Origin of the sequence: Alistipes sp. An31A, from assembly GCF_002159425.1 — a bacterium.
GTDB classification, from domain to species: Bacteria; Bacteroidota; Bacteroidia; order Bacteroidales; family Rikenellaceae; genus Alistipes; species Alistipes excrementigallinarum.
The window spans coordinates 21,765-36,995 of record NZ_NFIO01000015.1 but is presented as its reverse complement, the minus strand read 5'-3'; the positions used below and the strand labels follow the sequence as shown (position 1 = coordinate 36,995).

At 54.4% G+C, this 15,231-nt stretch carries 10 protein-coding genes; 2 read left to right on the top strand and 8 right to left on the bottom strand.

All coding sequences use genetic code 11. From position 1 onward, the window contains the following. Positions 1 to 181: 181 nt before the first annotated feature. The 8 genes from B5F90_RS11030 to B5F90_RS09985 form a co-directional block, all read right to left on the bottom strand. On the bottom strand, positions 182 to 352 hold the full coding sequence (locus B5F90_RS11030) for a hypothetical protein (protein WP_162607783.1): 171 nt from the start codon (positions 350 to 352) through the stop codon (positions 182 to 184). Positions 353 to 443: 91 nt separating this feature from the next. Continuing rightward, positions 444 to 1,457, bottom strand: coding sequence for a DUF1810 family protein (locus B5F90_RS11025; protein WP_087362665.1), 1,014 nt, complete (start codon positions 1,455 to 1,457; stop codon positions 444 to 446). A gap of 13 nt (positions 1,458 to 1,470) precedes the next feature. Beyond that, entirely contained in the window at positions 1,471 to 2,691 is a 1,221-nt protein-coding gene (locus B5F90_RS10010; RefSeq protein WP_087362664.1) for a hypothetical protein, read from the bottom strand. A 55-nt stretch (positions 2,692 to 2,746) separates the two neighbouring features. After that, positions 2,747 to 4,768 carry a WG repeat-containing protein gene (locus tag B5F90_RS10005; RefSeq protein ID WP_087362663.1) on the bottom strand — a complete coding sequence of 674 codons (2,022 nt, stop codon included), beginning with the start codon at positions 4,766 to 4,768 and terminating at the stop codon, positions 2,747 to 2,749. A gap of 31 nt (positions 4,769 to 4,799) precedes the next feature. Next, on the bottom strand, positions 4,800 to 5,279 hold the full coding sequence (locus B5F90_RS10000) for a hypothetical protein (protein ID WP_143256168.1): 480 nt from the start codon (positions 5,277 to 5,279) through the stop codon (positions 4,800 to 4,802). A gap of 16 nt (positions 5,280 to 5,295) precedes the next feature. Next, positions 5,296 to 6,114, bottom strand: a complete 819-nt coding sequence (locus tag B5F90_RS09995; protein ID WP_204229550.1) for an NADAR family protein — start codon at positions 6,112 to 6,114, stop codon at positions 5,296 to 5,298. Positions 6,115 to 6,251: 137 nt separating this feature from the next. Next, the gene (locus B5F90_RS09990; RefSeq protein WP_087362660.1) at positions 6,252 to 9,410 is read right to left on the bottom strand and encodes a UvrD-helicase domain-containing protein; all 3,159 of its coding nucleotides are present in this window, start codon (positions 9,408 to 9,410) and stop codon (positions 6,252 to 6,254) included. Beyond that, entirely contained in the window at positions 9,407 to 12,013 is a 2,607-nt protein-coding gene (locus B5F90_RS09985) for a PD-(D/E)XK nuclease family protein (protein ID WP_162607782.1), read from the bottom strand. Before B5F90_RS09985 ends, B5F90_RS09990 begins: the two co-directional genes overlap by 4 nt. Positions 12,014 to 12,205: 192 nt before the next feature. On the opposite strand from B5F90_RS09985, the gene B5F90_RS09980 reads away from it, so the two are divergent. Both B5F90_RS09980 and B5F90_RS09975 read left to right on the top strand, forming a co-directional pair. After that, entirely contained in the window at positions 12,206 to 13,603 is a 1,398-nt protein-coding gene (locus B5F90_RS09980) for a DUF2130 domain-containing protein (RefSeq protein WP_087362666.1), read from the top strand. Between the two features lie 27 nt (positions 13,604 to 13,630). Next, positions 13,631 to 14,770, top strand: coding sequence for a hypothetical protein (locus B5F90_RS09975; RefSeq protein WP_143256166.1), 1,140 nt, complete (start codon positions 13,631 to 13,633; stop codon positions 14,768 to 14,770). Positions 14,771 to 15,231 lie beyond the last annotated feature (461 nt).

Below are 15,231 nucleotides of genomic sequence, written 5' to 3'. Positions count from 1 at the left end.
TTGGAGGTATTCTTTTTATCTTTAGCTAAGATACAAATTTTATATTACATTGGCAATCAATTCATTATAAAGTTTTATTCTTTTTACGACAGTCCCTAAGCTACACGATGCAGCGGGTTGGATGTCGGCAAAAAAATTCGACAGGTCCCATAGTGTTAGGACCTGTCGACCGTTATATTGACTACCGTTTCTCCACAGAGTAGATAATCAACTCATCAGCTTTTTCTTCTGGAATGGTTCCTCGTTCAATGAGTTTCCAACGGGCCTCACTTTCACTCTCACCGTGCAGCGTAAGCGTTGTCTGACAATCGGAGTTCTGAAAACGATACTTAACCAAATAGCTGTCCATCATACTAATAAAGTTTTAAAAGGTTAAACAAAGAAATCATTTTGTATCATCATGCTGATACGCTCCAATATACTTATTGCTATTCCGATCCAAGTTAATTGTCCAAGAGACACATCGCAACAAAATCCGCAAAGGGCAATCCTCGATTCACCGACCGGGTTTTTGCGCAGATTTGCTCCATGAAGCCAATCAGCCGCCGGCTCTCCCGATAACGGAGCCAGTCGGGGTTCAACCCTCCTCTATGCAGGCGGCAACGATCCAGCGCATCGGCATCCTTAAGAATCGCCATCACCGCATAACCCGCATCCGAAGGGCGCAATAATTCCCGTGTCGAATGTTGGGAAACAGCCTGCCGAACCTGTTCGCACTCCTCCGGCGTCAGCCCGTACTTGTCCCACAGCCGTTGGAACCGGCCGAAAAAATACTTTGCCGCATTGGGGCCGTGTTCGGGTTCGGCTCCGTCCGTACGACGGGCCAGGTCGTGAATATAGGCGCCGCAGAAAGCCAACAAACCCTCACGCGGTTTCTCCAGTGCCTTGCCCAGCAGCGCACAGGCAATCATCGTCCGATAGATATGTCCGATGCCGTGAATCGGGGCATGTACCCGTCGGGCGAACATTGGGTTGTAAAGCACAAAATCCGACGAGTCAGCCCCTATATAGCGGAGAGCCTCTTGTATATCAGGCTTTTCATCCAGCATTTCAAGCGTATACTGACACCGTTGTCCTCCATAATATTTGTCCAGCACCAACCCGAAAATATCGTTCGGGCTCACTGCATCGAACAGCGTCATCGAAGAACGGACCTTCATGGCGTCCAAATTGCCCAGTATTTCTCGAGCCGTTCGACCCTCAACCGTGAGCAGCCGCTCGGATATCCGGCGCAATCGACTTCCCAAAACCGGGTGGTTCAGATAGGCCTCAGCCTCGGCACGGTTCCGAATGCCGTAATAACGGGCGTTGGAACTGTGCCCGAGCCCAACCAGTTGTGGGAAGATGTACCATATCCAGGGGGTTCGTTTACAGCCCTGCCGTATCTCGGAGAAAGCTGTTTCATAAGTGTCGTGCTGAGCCTTGACAAATCGTTCAAGTTCCATTTCGTTATTCATCTGTGCAATTGTGCTATTCGTCTTCTTCGTCGTCTTTCCCCCATTCGATACGACGGCACAACTCGACACATTGTGTCAAATCCTCGTCTGAGGCCGTGCCATCAATAATCCGCTGCAGAAGAGCAGCATGGAGCGGAATCAATTTTTGGGCCTGCCGCCGTTGCACCTCTTCGCGTTCAAGTTTCATTTGCTCAAGCTCTTCACTGGTCACGTTCCCGCCACCGTCACTCAATGTCAGAGTTGCCCATTCGGAGTCCTCCTCAAAGAGGTCCTCAAGTATCTCCCAAAGAGTCAAAACAGGGAGGTCCCGACTCGCCTGATGGACCAGCGAGAAGGTGTAAGTTTCGGGATTGAAATTCTCAATTTGAAGTTCCGGTTCATCTTTGATCACCTCCTCTACAGCACTGCGAATCTCGTCGAAGCGGGAAACGTAGAGGGCTTTCAAATACTCTTCCTGAGCCCGGCGCATGGTCCAATACGAATTGATTGTGCCTGCCCATTCCGTAAAGACGCATACATTCCGGTCCTTGGCATAGTGTGCGGTAAAATGAGCCGGATGACGTACCTGCAACCAGAAATACTGAAAATGTTCGGGGCGCAAGGTCACACAGGCTCCGTCGCGGCAACTGGAGACCACCTCTTCGAGAAAATCGTTGACCAAAGAATTCTCCATCTTGTCAAGGCTTTCGTATACGTCGAAGGCTCGCAGTCGCCCGCGAAGTTCCGTCAACTGGTCATCGGTCAGGTAGGGCAACCGTCCGGCGCGCTTCAGGGACGCGACAACTTCCCTCAAATCCGATTTCGGAGGTACCGCATCAGCGTGGTCATACTGCACGCACAGTTCCGAAAGGGCCCGGATTCGGTCCCGTATGACAGCCTGTTCTGCTTCAGCCCGCTCTTCCATCGGCGACTTCGAATACCGGAAAAGCGATGACGGGGATCCAATGTCGATTTCCGAAGCCGTTACAACCTCCAGTTTGCCTGGAATCCGGTCCATAACGATGGGTTCCCACCAGGCGGCATCTTCGCAAAGCTGTCTGAATTCCTCGCTGCTGTCGCCCGCCAGTTCCAGCAGGGCGCCCAGAGGTACCAGCCTGATACCGGGAATCTGCAGCGGTACGGGCACATACGGGAACCAGGCGTGGCCCCGGATTAATTCCCTGTATTTGAAAAGGAGTTCGGCATTCTGTTTAAGGAACTCATTGTCTTCCCGATGTTGGGCAACGGAATGCATGTTTTTTGTTCTCATCGTTCTTTCAAGTTTAATACAATACTACGATGACAGACGGTTAGTCCATGAAAATGTCCCGACCGTCAAGATTGGGATTCGGTCCATCGTACTCGCCGTAATAGCCTGCAAACTCTTGCCCAAACCGAATCTCTTCACCCGATTCATTGACATACCCCACGAAGTTGGCTGTAAGTTCCGGATCATCCGGATCAGTCATAGCGAGGCCTGTAATCCCGACCTCGGCGTAGCCGTCGTGCAAGCGGCTCTCCGTCGCCGCAAATCGACAGGGAATCACCTCCCGACCCGTCCGGTCGACCACGCCCCACTTTCCGTCACGACGGGCAAGCGCCGTATCGCCGAGGAAGTTCCAGAGATTATCGTAAACCACCGGAACGATGACATGCCCCGAAGCGTCGATTGCTCCCATACGACCGTTTTGGCAAACAACGGCCACTCCGTTGTAAAAATCATAAATGTCATCGAAAGTGGGAGCAAGAAGTTCTTTACCTTCCAGGTCGCACAGTCCAATCTTACCGTCCCTGATTACCCGGAAAACTCCGGCATTCAGACTCGGCTCTGCCGAGTCGTATCCCTGAGGAGTCTTCTCATGCCCCAGAGCATCAACACAGCGCCATCGGAACCAATACGACGAATTCTCTTTTTCTTGGGGAATAATCACAGAGAAGAGGTCGTTGTGACACTCCCCAACCTGTTCATAAACGATTGGAAGCACCTCTTTGCCCTGCAGGTCAAGCAGCCCGACATACTTGCCGCGTCGGGCCTGAATCAGATGGCCGCCATGACGAATCAAATCGTCGTAAGTTCCGTCAAAGCGAATCTCCTTCGCCTCCCGGTCCAGCAAGCCCCACTGTTCGCCCCGTTTGAAGAGCATCTTCTGATTGTTGAGATATTTGACCTGGTCATACTCCGCCGGCAAAACCCGGTAATTCCGCAGGTCAATCAACCGATACTTCTCATCCTGCATACGCGCCGCAGCCCAACGGCCCGCTACAACCTCAATCGAGTGATACTCGGGTTGCACCAGATAGTCTCCCTGAAGATTGATTATCCCGAACAGGTCATTCTGGACAGCCAGCGCAAAGCCTTGCTCCATAAAGTCTCCGGCCCGGTCGAAACGAGGCTCAATCACCTCGTGACCCCGGTCGTCGACATAGCCCCACAGTCCGTCCCGACAGACACGCATGCGATTGTGGCACAGTATTCCGACCTCATTATACTTCGGCCGGATATATTCCCCCGTCCGTTCGTTATAAAAACCAAAAGTGGAAATCCGATTATCTGCCCACGGATCGTAATCCTCGAGGGTGAACAAATCGCTTTCGACTGAATGGATTCCGGCATGTCGGCCGAGCAATATTTCATGCCCCGACCGGTCCACAAGACCGAACGAGCTTTCCGGATTGGTGTAAGAACCCATCGATACCCGAATCAGCCGGGCGGAGGTATTGGCCTCAATCCAGTCGTATTTGATTGGCGTCAGTTTCTCGCCCTCGGGGCTCAACAGACCACAGAGATCGTTCTGCTGGATAATGGCATATTCCGGTGTGGCGCTCCAGATTTTCTGATACTTGACGGGGTGCACCAGCCGCTCCCGATTCAAATCATAAAGGCCGTAGAGCCCCTCGCGGACAACAATCACAAGGGCCTCGTTGAAGGGGATTACCTTGTCGTACGAGGCCGCGAGCGCCTCGAGGCGGGCTTGGCGCTGAGCGGCATCGACCTCGGGGCACAGGGCGTCTTCCATGCAATCTTCACGTTCATCCGTTCCATCCGAGAAAAGGGTATCCCCCCGAACCGTTGCGTGGCGGGTGACATGGACTTTGTCCCAGGACTCCAGCCGGATATCCACCGAACCGGAACCGTTCAGTCGCAAGTCAAACGCTGTTATCGGCCACCACATGGTAACTTCATCATCCGTCTGCATTACGTCCAGACGGAACTGATAGGCCCCTTTGGGCAGTTCAAACTCGCAGGGCTCATTGGCCGTAATCGTTGCTACCTTCTCGGTATCGACATACAGTTTGCCGTCGGTTTGGGATACAAATGAAATCCTTGTCATGATTTTTTAGATTTAATTATTTATACATTAATTATTTATATTCTAATTCACTATTGACCGCCTCGACCAATACATCCAGTCGTTCAGGAATCACCTCGTCATAGATGTCAGGCAACAGCCGCATGTAATAAGGTTCGGAGATGCATCGCAGAAAGACCGTATCGAAAGCGGCCTCCAGCTGGTCAAGCCGCTCGACAAGCTCCGGTGCCGCTACTGCCCGCAGCGGCAGGCTTTGCTGATGGACAAACTCCCGGACACTTTGCAGCTGTTCCCAGTATGCGGCTGCAATCTCATACGGGAACGCAGTCGCCTCGAGACTCTTCTCGACCTCTTTGTTCCAATCACCCCTATTCGGACGCCAATAGTCCCGTACAAGTTCCGCCCAGGGCACGGTGGCGTAGCTGTGCAATGGTGCCGTTTCGCGGAAGAAGACAACCCTGGCAGACTTCTCCGTGGGGCGACATCCGAACAATACACAGACTAACAATGCAAGATAAAATAGACGTTTCATGGCTCTGTCAGGCTATTCAGGCTGCTGTCACGCCGTTCAACCGCAACAGGTCCTCAGGAATCGAACACTCGAGGTGTCCCGAATCGCGCAACTCGGTAAGGAGCAATCCCAATACGTTAGCTCCGACAAATTCACCACGGACCCGTTGCCCAATCCGCTCGCGGATCTCCTCACGGGCCAACTTCAGCCGGGCCTGCGACCAACCCTCAAGACGTGCCTCGCGCGTAATGCGACGGCGTTCGTTGCCGATGGCCTCCCGGCGCGTCAAATCCTTGGCGCCCCAGAAAAAGCTCGAATGACCGCAGAGCGGATTCGTGCCGACGAGCATTGTCGAGTCCTCGAGAATCACCTTGCCGGCCGTCTGCTGCAGGAGCCGCCGGAATGAGGGATGCTGTTCATACTTGAGATTGAGGACAAATCGCATCCACGACAGTTGCAATCCAGCCCAGTCCGGACGAATCATCGGAGCCCATGCCCGGCCGTGAAACAGTCGCTTGCAATACATGGCGTTACGGTGGGTGAGAATCATCGCTACAATTTCGGGGTGAGCGGAAAAGCGTCCGGCCAGATAGAGATGCTCAGCCGTGGGATAGATTACACCGTTATATAATAGCGGGTATTCGCTCGACATGTTCGAGAGACCTCCCCATGTCTTGCGTACCTCGCAGAAACTGACGACTTCGTCGTAACGGAACGAGCGAATCGTTGCCGGGATACCGGAATAGACCAGTTGTGCCATAACTAAAAAACAAAAAACAGACAAAATCAAAAGATACGAAATCGTTTGGTTTTGTCTGTCTTTGTCGTTTGGATATGGCTTTGAGCCTATCTTCAATACAATGTTCGGGATTTTTTTCGACTTTTGCAAATAAAATTTCAAAAAAGTAAACCAACGCAGCTATTTAGACCAACTTCAGCGGATTAAAGAACATTTAGCGCATCTGATTTTGCGCCCAAAATGCACGGTCAGGATTATTCCCGAGACTTGTTACAGGTTTGCAACCGTACCAAGCATCCCTGAACGGCGTAGCAGATTAGCGTGTCTATGACCCGCAATCCCGCCGCCTCCAGCACCTCGCGATAAGCCTTCAACTGCGGAGCATAACGGCCTGCATAATGTTCATCCGCCGAATCTGTAATCGAAGCCGGGGAACCCGGAAAACTCTTGAAGTCGACCACCACGCATCCATGGTCCGTCTCCCAGACCAAATCGATTGAGCCGTTCAGCTCCTGCCCGTCGCGCCACATGCGGATTGGCCGCTCGTGCCAGACCCGACAGGCCGGACCATACTCCCGTTCAAGCCATCCGAACAACCAGTCGGCCACAGCCCCAATCTGCTCCGGATGGGGAACGACCGTCTCCATGCCATGCCGGACAAGTATCTGTCGGGCACGCCCGGTCACGTTCTCCGATTCGGGGCTGCAAAGCGCCAGGATGTTGTGAAGGGTCGTACCAATCTCGGCCATCGGTGTCTCAGCTCCGGCCCGCAGGTCAATCCGCGCTCCGCGGTCGGCAACCAGCGTGACCTCGGGCATCCGATTCGGATTGGCAGCGAGCTGACTTGGCTGCAGATACCGGAGCTCCGGCGTTTGGGCCGGTGATTCCGGACGGAGGTACCGTTCGGCCATCAGAGGCTCCTCCGCTGTGCGGGAGGCCTCCGTGCCGACAAACTGTCGAACCGGAATTGACTCAGCCCAAGCGTGCCAGATGCACTCTGTTGTAGCGGCTCCCACCTGAATCAACCACTCCAGCGACTGGGGGGCAGTTGCTCCATTTCTTCCGCTTTTCAACGGCTGTACTGCAATCAGTTGATTCTGGGCCCGGGTGAAGCCGACATAGAGCAGCCGGGCCTCCTCCCGACATACCCGACGATTGGTAGTATCGTAATGTAGCAGTTCGCGCAGCGAATCTTCGAGGCACTTGGAAACGCTCGACGCCCCGAAGAGGTTCGGGAAGAGCGAAATGAGCCGACGGGCATCCCCGCTGTCCGAATCGGCCGCGGGGTGGAGCTGCACTTCAAACAAATCATGCGCAAAAAGCCTTTTGCGATAATCCCACTCCAGACCGGTCAGAATGACGTGCTTCCATTCGAGTCCCTTGGATTTGTGGTAGCTTAGCACGCTGACGGCCCGGGAATCCTTCTCGAAGGGGTGCTCGGTGGTTTGTCCCTGTTCGAGACAATGGGCAAATCCTCCCAGCGACGCTCCATCAGTCTGTGCAGCCTGCTTTTCGTAGGCTGCAGCCAGTTCCAGGACCGAATCAAGATGGGCCCGGCGCCGAGCCGCCTCGGGACCGCTCCAGCGGTTAATCCGATTCTCGAAGTCGAGCTCCACAATCAGGCTCTCGACAAAACCGGAGATTGACTGCTGCCGGTTACGATTGATTACCTGGTCAATCTTCCGGAAGAGTGTATCCTCCTCCAGCCAACGACTATCGCCCGGATTGGCCAGATAGTCCAGCCGTCGTTCAAGCAGCTCGTCAACCGGGCAGTCGGCCAGCAGGGCAAGGATGGCCGCCTTCGAGAAGTCGTCGTGGAGTACCGCGTAGTTGATTAGTGCCACGAGCAACTGCACCTCGAGGTAGTCGCCGATGGCCGTTTCGGGGGTTGCCACGGGGATTCCCCGGTTGCGCAGCGAGTCGGCCAGCGCATCGACCTTGTCATTCCGTCGGGCAAGTATTGCAATATCGCCCGGAGCCGCCCCCTGCTGAATCAGGTTTTCGACCCCATCGGCCACAGCTTCGCAAAAGTCACCTCCGACCTGCCAGAGTTCGAGCGGTGGAAGGGACTCAACACCCTCCTCCCCGTGATGGGGTTCCAGAGCTGCCGCAGGACCGAAGATTGGCGTAAAGACGGCATTGGCCGCCCGAACCAGCTTTTCCCGCGAACGATAACTTTTCGGAAGACTGGTTCGGAAACACCCTGCGGCGTTCGGGTGCGTTTCGCCCTCGGGAAACTGCTGCGTGATGGCTTCGACCATTTCGGCATTACTTCCACGGAACCCGTAGATTGACTGCTTCGTATCGCCGACCCAGACCGACCGATTGACAATCTCTGACAAACGGTCGAAGAGGCGAATCTCAATCGGGCTGCAGTCCTGAAACTCATCGACCAGCACCAGCCGGGTCGATTCGTGAATGTCGCGTGCCACCTCTTCGATATCGAGCAACTGCACGGAGTAGCGCTCCATGTCGTTGAAGTCAATCAGACGGTTGCGCCGTTTGTAGTCGGCATAGTCGCGGCGCCAGTCCGCGGCCAGCCGGAAGATTCGCTTCACGTAATCCTTCAGCAGGCGGCCATGGGAGACGTGACGCAGGCTCTTCTCCAAGGTCTCGCAAACCTGCACATATCCGGGTGCAAAAGGCTTGTTCTGCAACTTCTTGGGCAGGTTACCGACGGCAGACAGGGCCTTGACCGCGAACACATAGGGCTCCTCCTCGACCGACAGGGCCAAAAGCGGCGTAAGGGTGCCTAGAGTAGTCGGGGAAGCTTCTCCGGAGTCGCTGATTGCCTGAAGATAGGACTTCACCTGCTCCAGCTGCTCCTCCAGCGAGGTATCACCCGGAAGATCCTGCATGAGGAAAAATGCGTCGAACTGCCGGCAACAATAGTCGAGGCTCTCGTCGAGCGACACCTCGTAATTGTCCATCCACGCGAGAATCCGCTCCAGATGCTGTTTCCAGAAATCGGGATTCGGAACCGGATACGAGCCCTCCAGCCGGGTAAAGCCGAAGCAGCGCTGCAGTTTCCGGAAAGCCTTCAGATCGTCGTCCGTAGCCAGTGCGGCCAGCGATTCGTTGATATGCCGGGCGCGCCCCTCGTCGTCGAGGACCGTCATGGCGGGTGCCAGACCGAGCCGGTACCAGTAGCGGTCGATCAGCGATTTGGCCACCGAATGAATGGTCCCGATTCGTGCCCCTGCCATCTCAAAGGCCGCATCCACAAGGCCATTCTCGAGCAGTTTGCGCCGGGTCTTCTCACGGAACTCGGAGGCGGCGGCCTCCGTAAAGGTCGTCAGCAGCACCTCGTCCGGACGGCAGGCTCCCGAGGCGATATGGTCGGCCAGGATCTCGGTCAGCGTATGGGTCTTGCCCGAGCCGGCACCGGCACTGATATAGTGAATGTTTCTCATTTCAGCGTACCTTTGAAGATTCGATAGGCATTATCATAGGGGTCGATCTGCTTGATGATCCCCGCATTCTTCTCCGTCAGGAGGGGCCACAGCCGTTCGGGATTGTTCGCCCGGGCGTAGGGAAGCTGCCCGACCGGAAGTCCCTCACCCTCCTCGATGAGGCCCTCGCGGAACTCTTGGTAGCGGCGCTCATAGCCGGCACGAATGCGGGCCAAAGCCTCGGCTGTCGTCCTCGGAGCATTAACCTGTTTGACGTAACCCTGCAGAGCGGGCAGATCGGCGCTGAGCAGCTGGCCCCGTTTCAGCAGGAAGTATCCCGTGGCCGCGACCGGACGCCCGAGGCTGCAGCTCACCGCATGGTCGTAAACGCGCAGCTGCAGGTCGCGGCCCTCGCGGATCAGGGCTTCGTAACGCTTCTCGCTGCGCGACCACTTCAGGTCGAAAATCACCGGATCGCCGGTGCGGTTGCGCAACAGCAGGTCTACACGTGCCGTGAGCAGGGGTTTGCCGGCATCCAGCAGCGGAGCCGAGGCCTCCTGCTCCACCCCCTCGACCCGGAGGTCGTACCGGGGCAGAATCTGCATCAGCGCCGACAGGGCATTGTGCAGCCGCTCCTGAAGCGCCTTGCGTTCGATGGCGTGGCGGGCCAGCAGAAGCCCCAGTCCGCACTCCCGGACCGCCTCCAGAAAATGGCGGTCGAAATCCTCCCGGCGGACGAGGATTCCCGCCATGGCGTTGCGGTCGCCCGCCGTCTGCCGCACAATCAGCTCCAGCGTGCGGTGTGCCACACGTCCCTCGATAAGATTCAGTTCGTCGAGTTCGCGCACGCCGCCCGGCCACAACCGGGCCGCATACTGCATGACGTAGTCGAACGGCCGCTGGATCAGCAGTTCGAGGCTCGTGGCACTCTCCGTCTCGCGCGGCGCAATCTTCCCGGCCGTAATCCGGAACTCCGGCACCTTCCGGCAGAGGGGCGGAAGTTCGACCGGCACCGTGTCGGTCTCCACCGGGAAGGGCTCCAGCTTCTCACCCCGGAGATCGTCAACGATCGGGTGCTCCTCCAACCGTGTCCCCCGATCTGATTCAGGTGTAATGAGGATCAACTCCCGACGCACCTGCCCCACTCCGCGGCGGATGAGCTCCAGTTCAACCCTCATCTCTTCGGTGCGGGTCCAGACCCTGACACCCTGTCGTTCGAGGCCTTTACGCTCGTCGGGGCCGAGAAACTCGAAGTCGTAGTGCAGATCCGGCATCTCCACGCAGTCGACCCAGACGGCCCAGTCGACCGGATCGACCAGTGCGGCGGGATGTTCCACCACATCGAACGAACCGACCTGCGCCTCCGTGTTGCGGATCGACGCATCGATGCGAATCGACGAGATCCACCCCTGCAACAGCCGCCCGTCGATTGTTTCTTCGGAATAAGAATCCAGCAAGGCCAGCATAACGTCGCACATTTCGGCCAGTTGCGGCAGGGCTCCGGAGGCTTCGTCGCCGAGAAGGCTGCGCTGCAGGGCCCATCCCCGCAGCGAACGGGCATACATCTTGAGACGGTCGAGCGGAATGGCCCGCGGCGAAACAGCCTCGAAAAAGGGGTTGAGCAGCGCGTCCAGCCGGCGGCGGATCCGGTTGCGGGCTTCGTCGTCCGTTTCATCGGCCGTCAGGGCCTCGTCGACGGTCGTCTGCCAGCGCTCGGGATCAATCCCCGCCTCGGAGGTCAGCAGCCGCTGCAGGGCCAGGTTGAGTCGCGCGGGGATCGGATTGGGACGGGCCTGCAGGTAGTTCAGCAGCCGATAGATGTCGACCGCCTCGGGCACCTCCTCCGACGGATGGATGAAGAGCGAAAAGCCCGCCTCGAAGAGTTGCACAACCGACGAATCGTTCTCGCGGATCGACGATTCGGTCGTCGGGCAGCCATTGAGCCTCAGCACGTTGTTGAGCAGCTTGCCGTGGCTGCAGATCAGCGTCCACCGCTTCGGGTCGAGGGTCGGAATCCCCCGGAAGGCCTCCGCGAAGTCCCGCACGCGGATTCGCCGCACCTGTTCGGGACGCGTCGCCTGCTGCACGGATTCACGAATCCGGGCACCGCACGCTCCAAGCCGGTCAATCAGGCGTCCGTAAAGCGGGAACAGCAGCTGTTTCGGGGCGTGCAGTTCAAGCGTCCAGTCCGTCAGGCGATGCTTCGGGAGCTCCTCCAGCACCGCTTGCCAGCGGTCGCCCAATGCCGGGCGTGCAAAGCTGGGTTCAAGATTGGCCAGCAGATCGATTCGCGGGGAGATACCGCGCATCGAGGCCTTCCAGCCGGCCAGCCGCAGCTGATCGCGCCATCGCAACAGTTCGGCGGCCACGTTAAACTCATCAGCCTTAAACGAAGGTGCAAAAGGCGAATCGGGATGCGCCGGGAAGTAGTCGCGCAGCAGCTTCACATAGTCGACCGTACGCAACAGATTCGAGGTGGTGGCTGCCGTCAGCCCCAGACGGAGCTCCAGCTGCTGAAGCAGTCCGAGCGGGCCGAGCGTCAGCGTGTCGAGCAGCGCCTGACCGCGCCGTACCGAATCGAGCCTGCAGCGCGTATCGTAGCAGGGATGAAAGAGAATTGTCATGTCCTGAATGGATGGAATTTGCCGGATAAAATGAAATTTAGACTTTAAAATTAGCGAACAGAACGAACTTTTGCAAATAAAATCCGAAATCGGAACTTTTTTATGAAATTTTGTCCGATGCATATGGAATTAAACCAAATAAGACCTAATTTTGAGATACATATCAAGTGCGAAATCAGAAAAACAGACAATATGAAAGAGCTGAAATGTCCCCATTGCGGAAGCGTGTTTACCGTAGACGAAGCAGATTATGCGTCGATCGTCAGCCAAGTGAAGAACGCCGAATTCGACGCGGAAATTAAACGACGCATCGAAGAGCTGGAAGCTCAGCGCCAAACGGAACAGGAGCTGGCCGAAGCCCGAACACGGAAGGAATTTGCCGAGCAAATGAATGGCAAGGAAAAGGAGTTAATTGCCAAAGAGAATGAGATTGAACGACTCAAAAGTCAAATGGAGACCCTGACCGTACAACTCAACGGCGAAAGGCAACTAGAGGTAGACCGATTGAAGGAACAGCTGAAAAACATCGAAGCCCGAAAGGATGCCGAACGCAATTTGGCTTTGGCCGAAAAGGAGAAGACCATTACGGCACTCCAGTCAACCGTCAATCAGGCCGACACACGGCTCAAGATGGCCGTTATGGAAGAGCAGAAACGCGCGGAGCAGGAGCTTCAGGAGAAAAATTACACCATCAGTCAGCTCCAGTCGGACGTGAAGATGGTGCGGTTCAAGGCCGAAGCCGAGACGGCCAAACTCAAGGAGCAACATAAACTTGAACTGGAAGCCAAGCAGGAGCAAATTGACTACTACCGGGATTTCAAGACGCGCATGAGTACCAAGATGATTGGCGAGTCTCTTGAAACACACTGCTCGACACTGTTCAACCAGTTACTGCGTCCCATTCTGCCGAATGCCTACTTCGAAAAGGACAACGATGTGGCAGAAGGGACCAAGGGCGACTTCATCTTCCGGGACAAGGAAGACGGCGTGGAGTATGTCTCCATCATGTTCGAGATGAAGAACGAGATGGACACCACGGCCACCAAACACAAGAACGAGGATTTCCTCAAGAAGCTGGACGAGGACAGACGAAAAAAAGGGTGTGAGTTCGCCGTGCTGGTATCCCTGCTCGAACCCGACAACGAACTCTACAACGGAGGCATCGTAGATATGTCGCATCGCTATGAGAAGATGTACGTCATTCGGCCTCAATTCTTCATCCCGCTGATTACGTTGTTGGTGCAGACCTCAAAGAAGAGCCTCGAGTACAAAAAGCTACTGATTCAAGCGCAAAGCAGGGAGGTGGATGTGACCAATTTCGAAAACAAGCTTGATGAATTCCGGGATAAATTCGGACGACATTACAAACTGGCATCGCAAAAGTTCAACGATGCCATCAAACAGATTGATGATACAATCACCAAACTGCAAAAGGTAAAGGAGAATCTGCTGGGATCGGAAAACAATCTACGTCGGGCCAACAAGGATGCTGAAGACCTAACCATCAAGAAGCTCACGCGCGGTAACCCGACCATGAAACAGAAATTCGATGAAGCACGGACGCAACATGCCACGGCTGAAATAAACTAATCAAAGCCATAAACAATGGAAACTCGAATGAACTCACAATCGCCAGAAACAGCGAAATGTTATGCACAAAGCATCCCATTCCTTTATATAAATCGTAGAACCATACTTGGGCACGACGCTTATCCTTATGTGCTGCTTCCCTGGAGCCTTCCGGGAATAGACGCCGTCCCAATGGGAGCCTTGTTGCAGGCTTGGGGCGAGACTCCTGACAATTTCAGTATTAGGAACGAATCCGGTACTATCTTCTGGATTTACAAATGCAATGAAAACTCCGATGGCACCTGGAACTGCCTTGGACAATCCACCACAGGCGAAGAGATTGAGCAAACGGTTAGTGATATTCAGCGTATTACGCAAACAATATTGCGTTTTTTACCCCAATATTGCCAGCCGAAGGAGAGTATGTTGTTGAATGCCGACTTTGAACATTGCATGGCGCTACTGAAAAGCGAACTCAACCTCTATTACTTGAACGATGAAGAGTTCGATTGTCTTTGCCGACTGCTCCCTGATATCAAGGAAATATCAAGTACGGAACAATGGATATCTCTCAAGGTACTTCATTTTCAGGAGTACATCCGTATAATGGCAGAACGTCATCTGGAATTCAGTTTTTCGCCGGATTTTTTCCGTATTTTCCTTACACAGACGTTGTCAAGTAACTGTACCGTCATCCGATTCGCTAAAAATCGGCACCTTTGTTTAATCTCGGATCGGTGGATTGGAATTGATTCGCTGCCTCTGGAAGTTACGGCCGCACAAGAGGAGTTTATGCGTCAGCTCGGAAGACTGGTTCTACCCGGAATCATTCAAGAGTGCAAAAGTACACTGCAGAATATACCTATCTTCCAGCTACCCAAAGAAAGATGGGTCTTCTGTTGCGGCACATGGTTCGACCAGTCAATATGGAGATTCCTTGATCCCATCACGGTGTGGCCTGCTGCAATCAACGACTTGACTACCAAGTGGAATAAGTCCAAACTTCCGATCGATGATAATATAATAATTGACGAAGTCCCTGACGATGAGTTTCCGGCAGAGTTGTCGGAGAATAAGCCCGCGGCAAACAATCCTCGAGGCCTGGGATCTCTATCGAATGAAGAAATCGATCTTCGAATCGATCGAATCCTGGACATGTTCGGGATGAACGATGATTCCGACAAATAGCAGCAAGAAGAACAATGCAAAATAACTTGAATCGGCCTTACAAATTAGTTTTGGTCGTACTGAACATTATCAAGTCTCCGGCATCGTGACATTCGGAAAATTTTCGAGTAAATATGAAACCCGTTCCTACATGAGTACGGTGTATCCGGTCGAATTGTTCAGACATCGCTGCTATATATCCGAGCATCTTTTTATTGCACTTCGTTTTTCCGAGCACTCGGATTTGCAAAGAGAGATTATTGAATACAAGAATTCCTTGTGGTGTAAAAAGAGTTGTATCAATGGGAAGAAATCCGGAATCCTACCACCATCCCAACAGGCGTGACAATTATTTTGATGTGGATGTGATGAAGTTCATCGTCAACCTCAAAAGCCAACAGAACGAAGGTTCCGCAAACTGCTCGACACCACCAAGGGTAAAATTATCGTCAAAGAGACCACGCTGCACAATGCATCGGATG

What these genes read in the sequence shown, in the direction of transcription:
- B5F90_RS10010 (WP_087362664.1), bottom strand. Translation starts at nt 2,691, where the DNA reads ATGCATTCCGTTGCCCAACATCGGGAAGACAATGAGTTCCTTAAACAG.
- B5F90_RS09980 (WP_087362666.1), top strand. Translation starts at nt 12,206, where the DNA reads ATGAAAGAGCTGAAATGTCCCCATTGCGGAAGCGTGTTTACCGTAGAC.
- B5F90_RS09985 (WP_162607782.1), bottom strand. Translation starts at nt 12,013, where the DNA reads ATGACAATTCTCTTTCATCCCTGCTACGATACGCGCTGCAGGCTCGAT.
- B5F90_RS09990 (WP_087362660.1), bottom strand. Translation starts at nt 9,410, where the DNA reads ATGAGAAACATTCACTATATCAGTGCCGGTGCCGGCTCGGGCAAGACC.
- B5F90_RS10000 (WP_143256168.1), bottom strand. Translation starts at nt 5,279, where the DNA reads ATGAAACGTCTATTTTATCTTGCATTGTTAGTCTGTGTATTGTTCGGA.
- B5F90_RS11025 (WP_087362665.1), bottom strand. Translation starts at nt 1,457, where the DNA reads ATGAATAACGAAATGGAACTTGAACGATTTGTCAAGGCTCAGCACGAC.
- B5F90_RS09975 (WP_143256166.1), top strand. Translation starts at nt 13,631, where the DNA reads ATGAACTCACAATCGCCAGAAACAGCGAAATGTTATGCACAAAGCATC.
- B5F90_RS11030 (WP_162607783.1), bottom strand. Translation starts at nt 352, where the DNA reads ATGATGGACAGCTATTTGGTTAAGTATCGTTTTCAGAACTCCGATTGT.
- B5F90_RS10005 (WP_087362663.1), bottom strand. Translation starts at nt 4,768, where the DNA reads ATGACAAGGATTTCATTTGTATCCCAAACCGACGGCAAACTGTATGTC.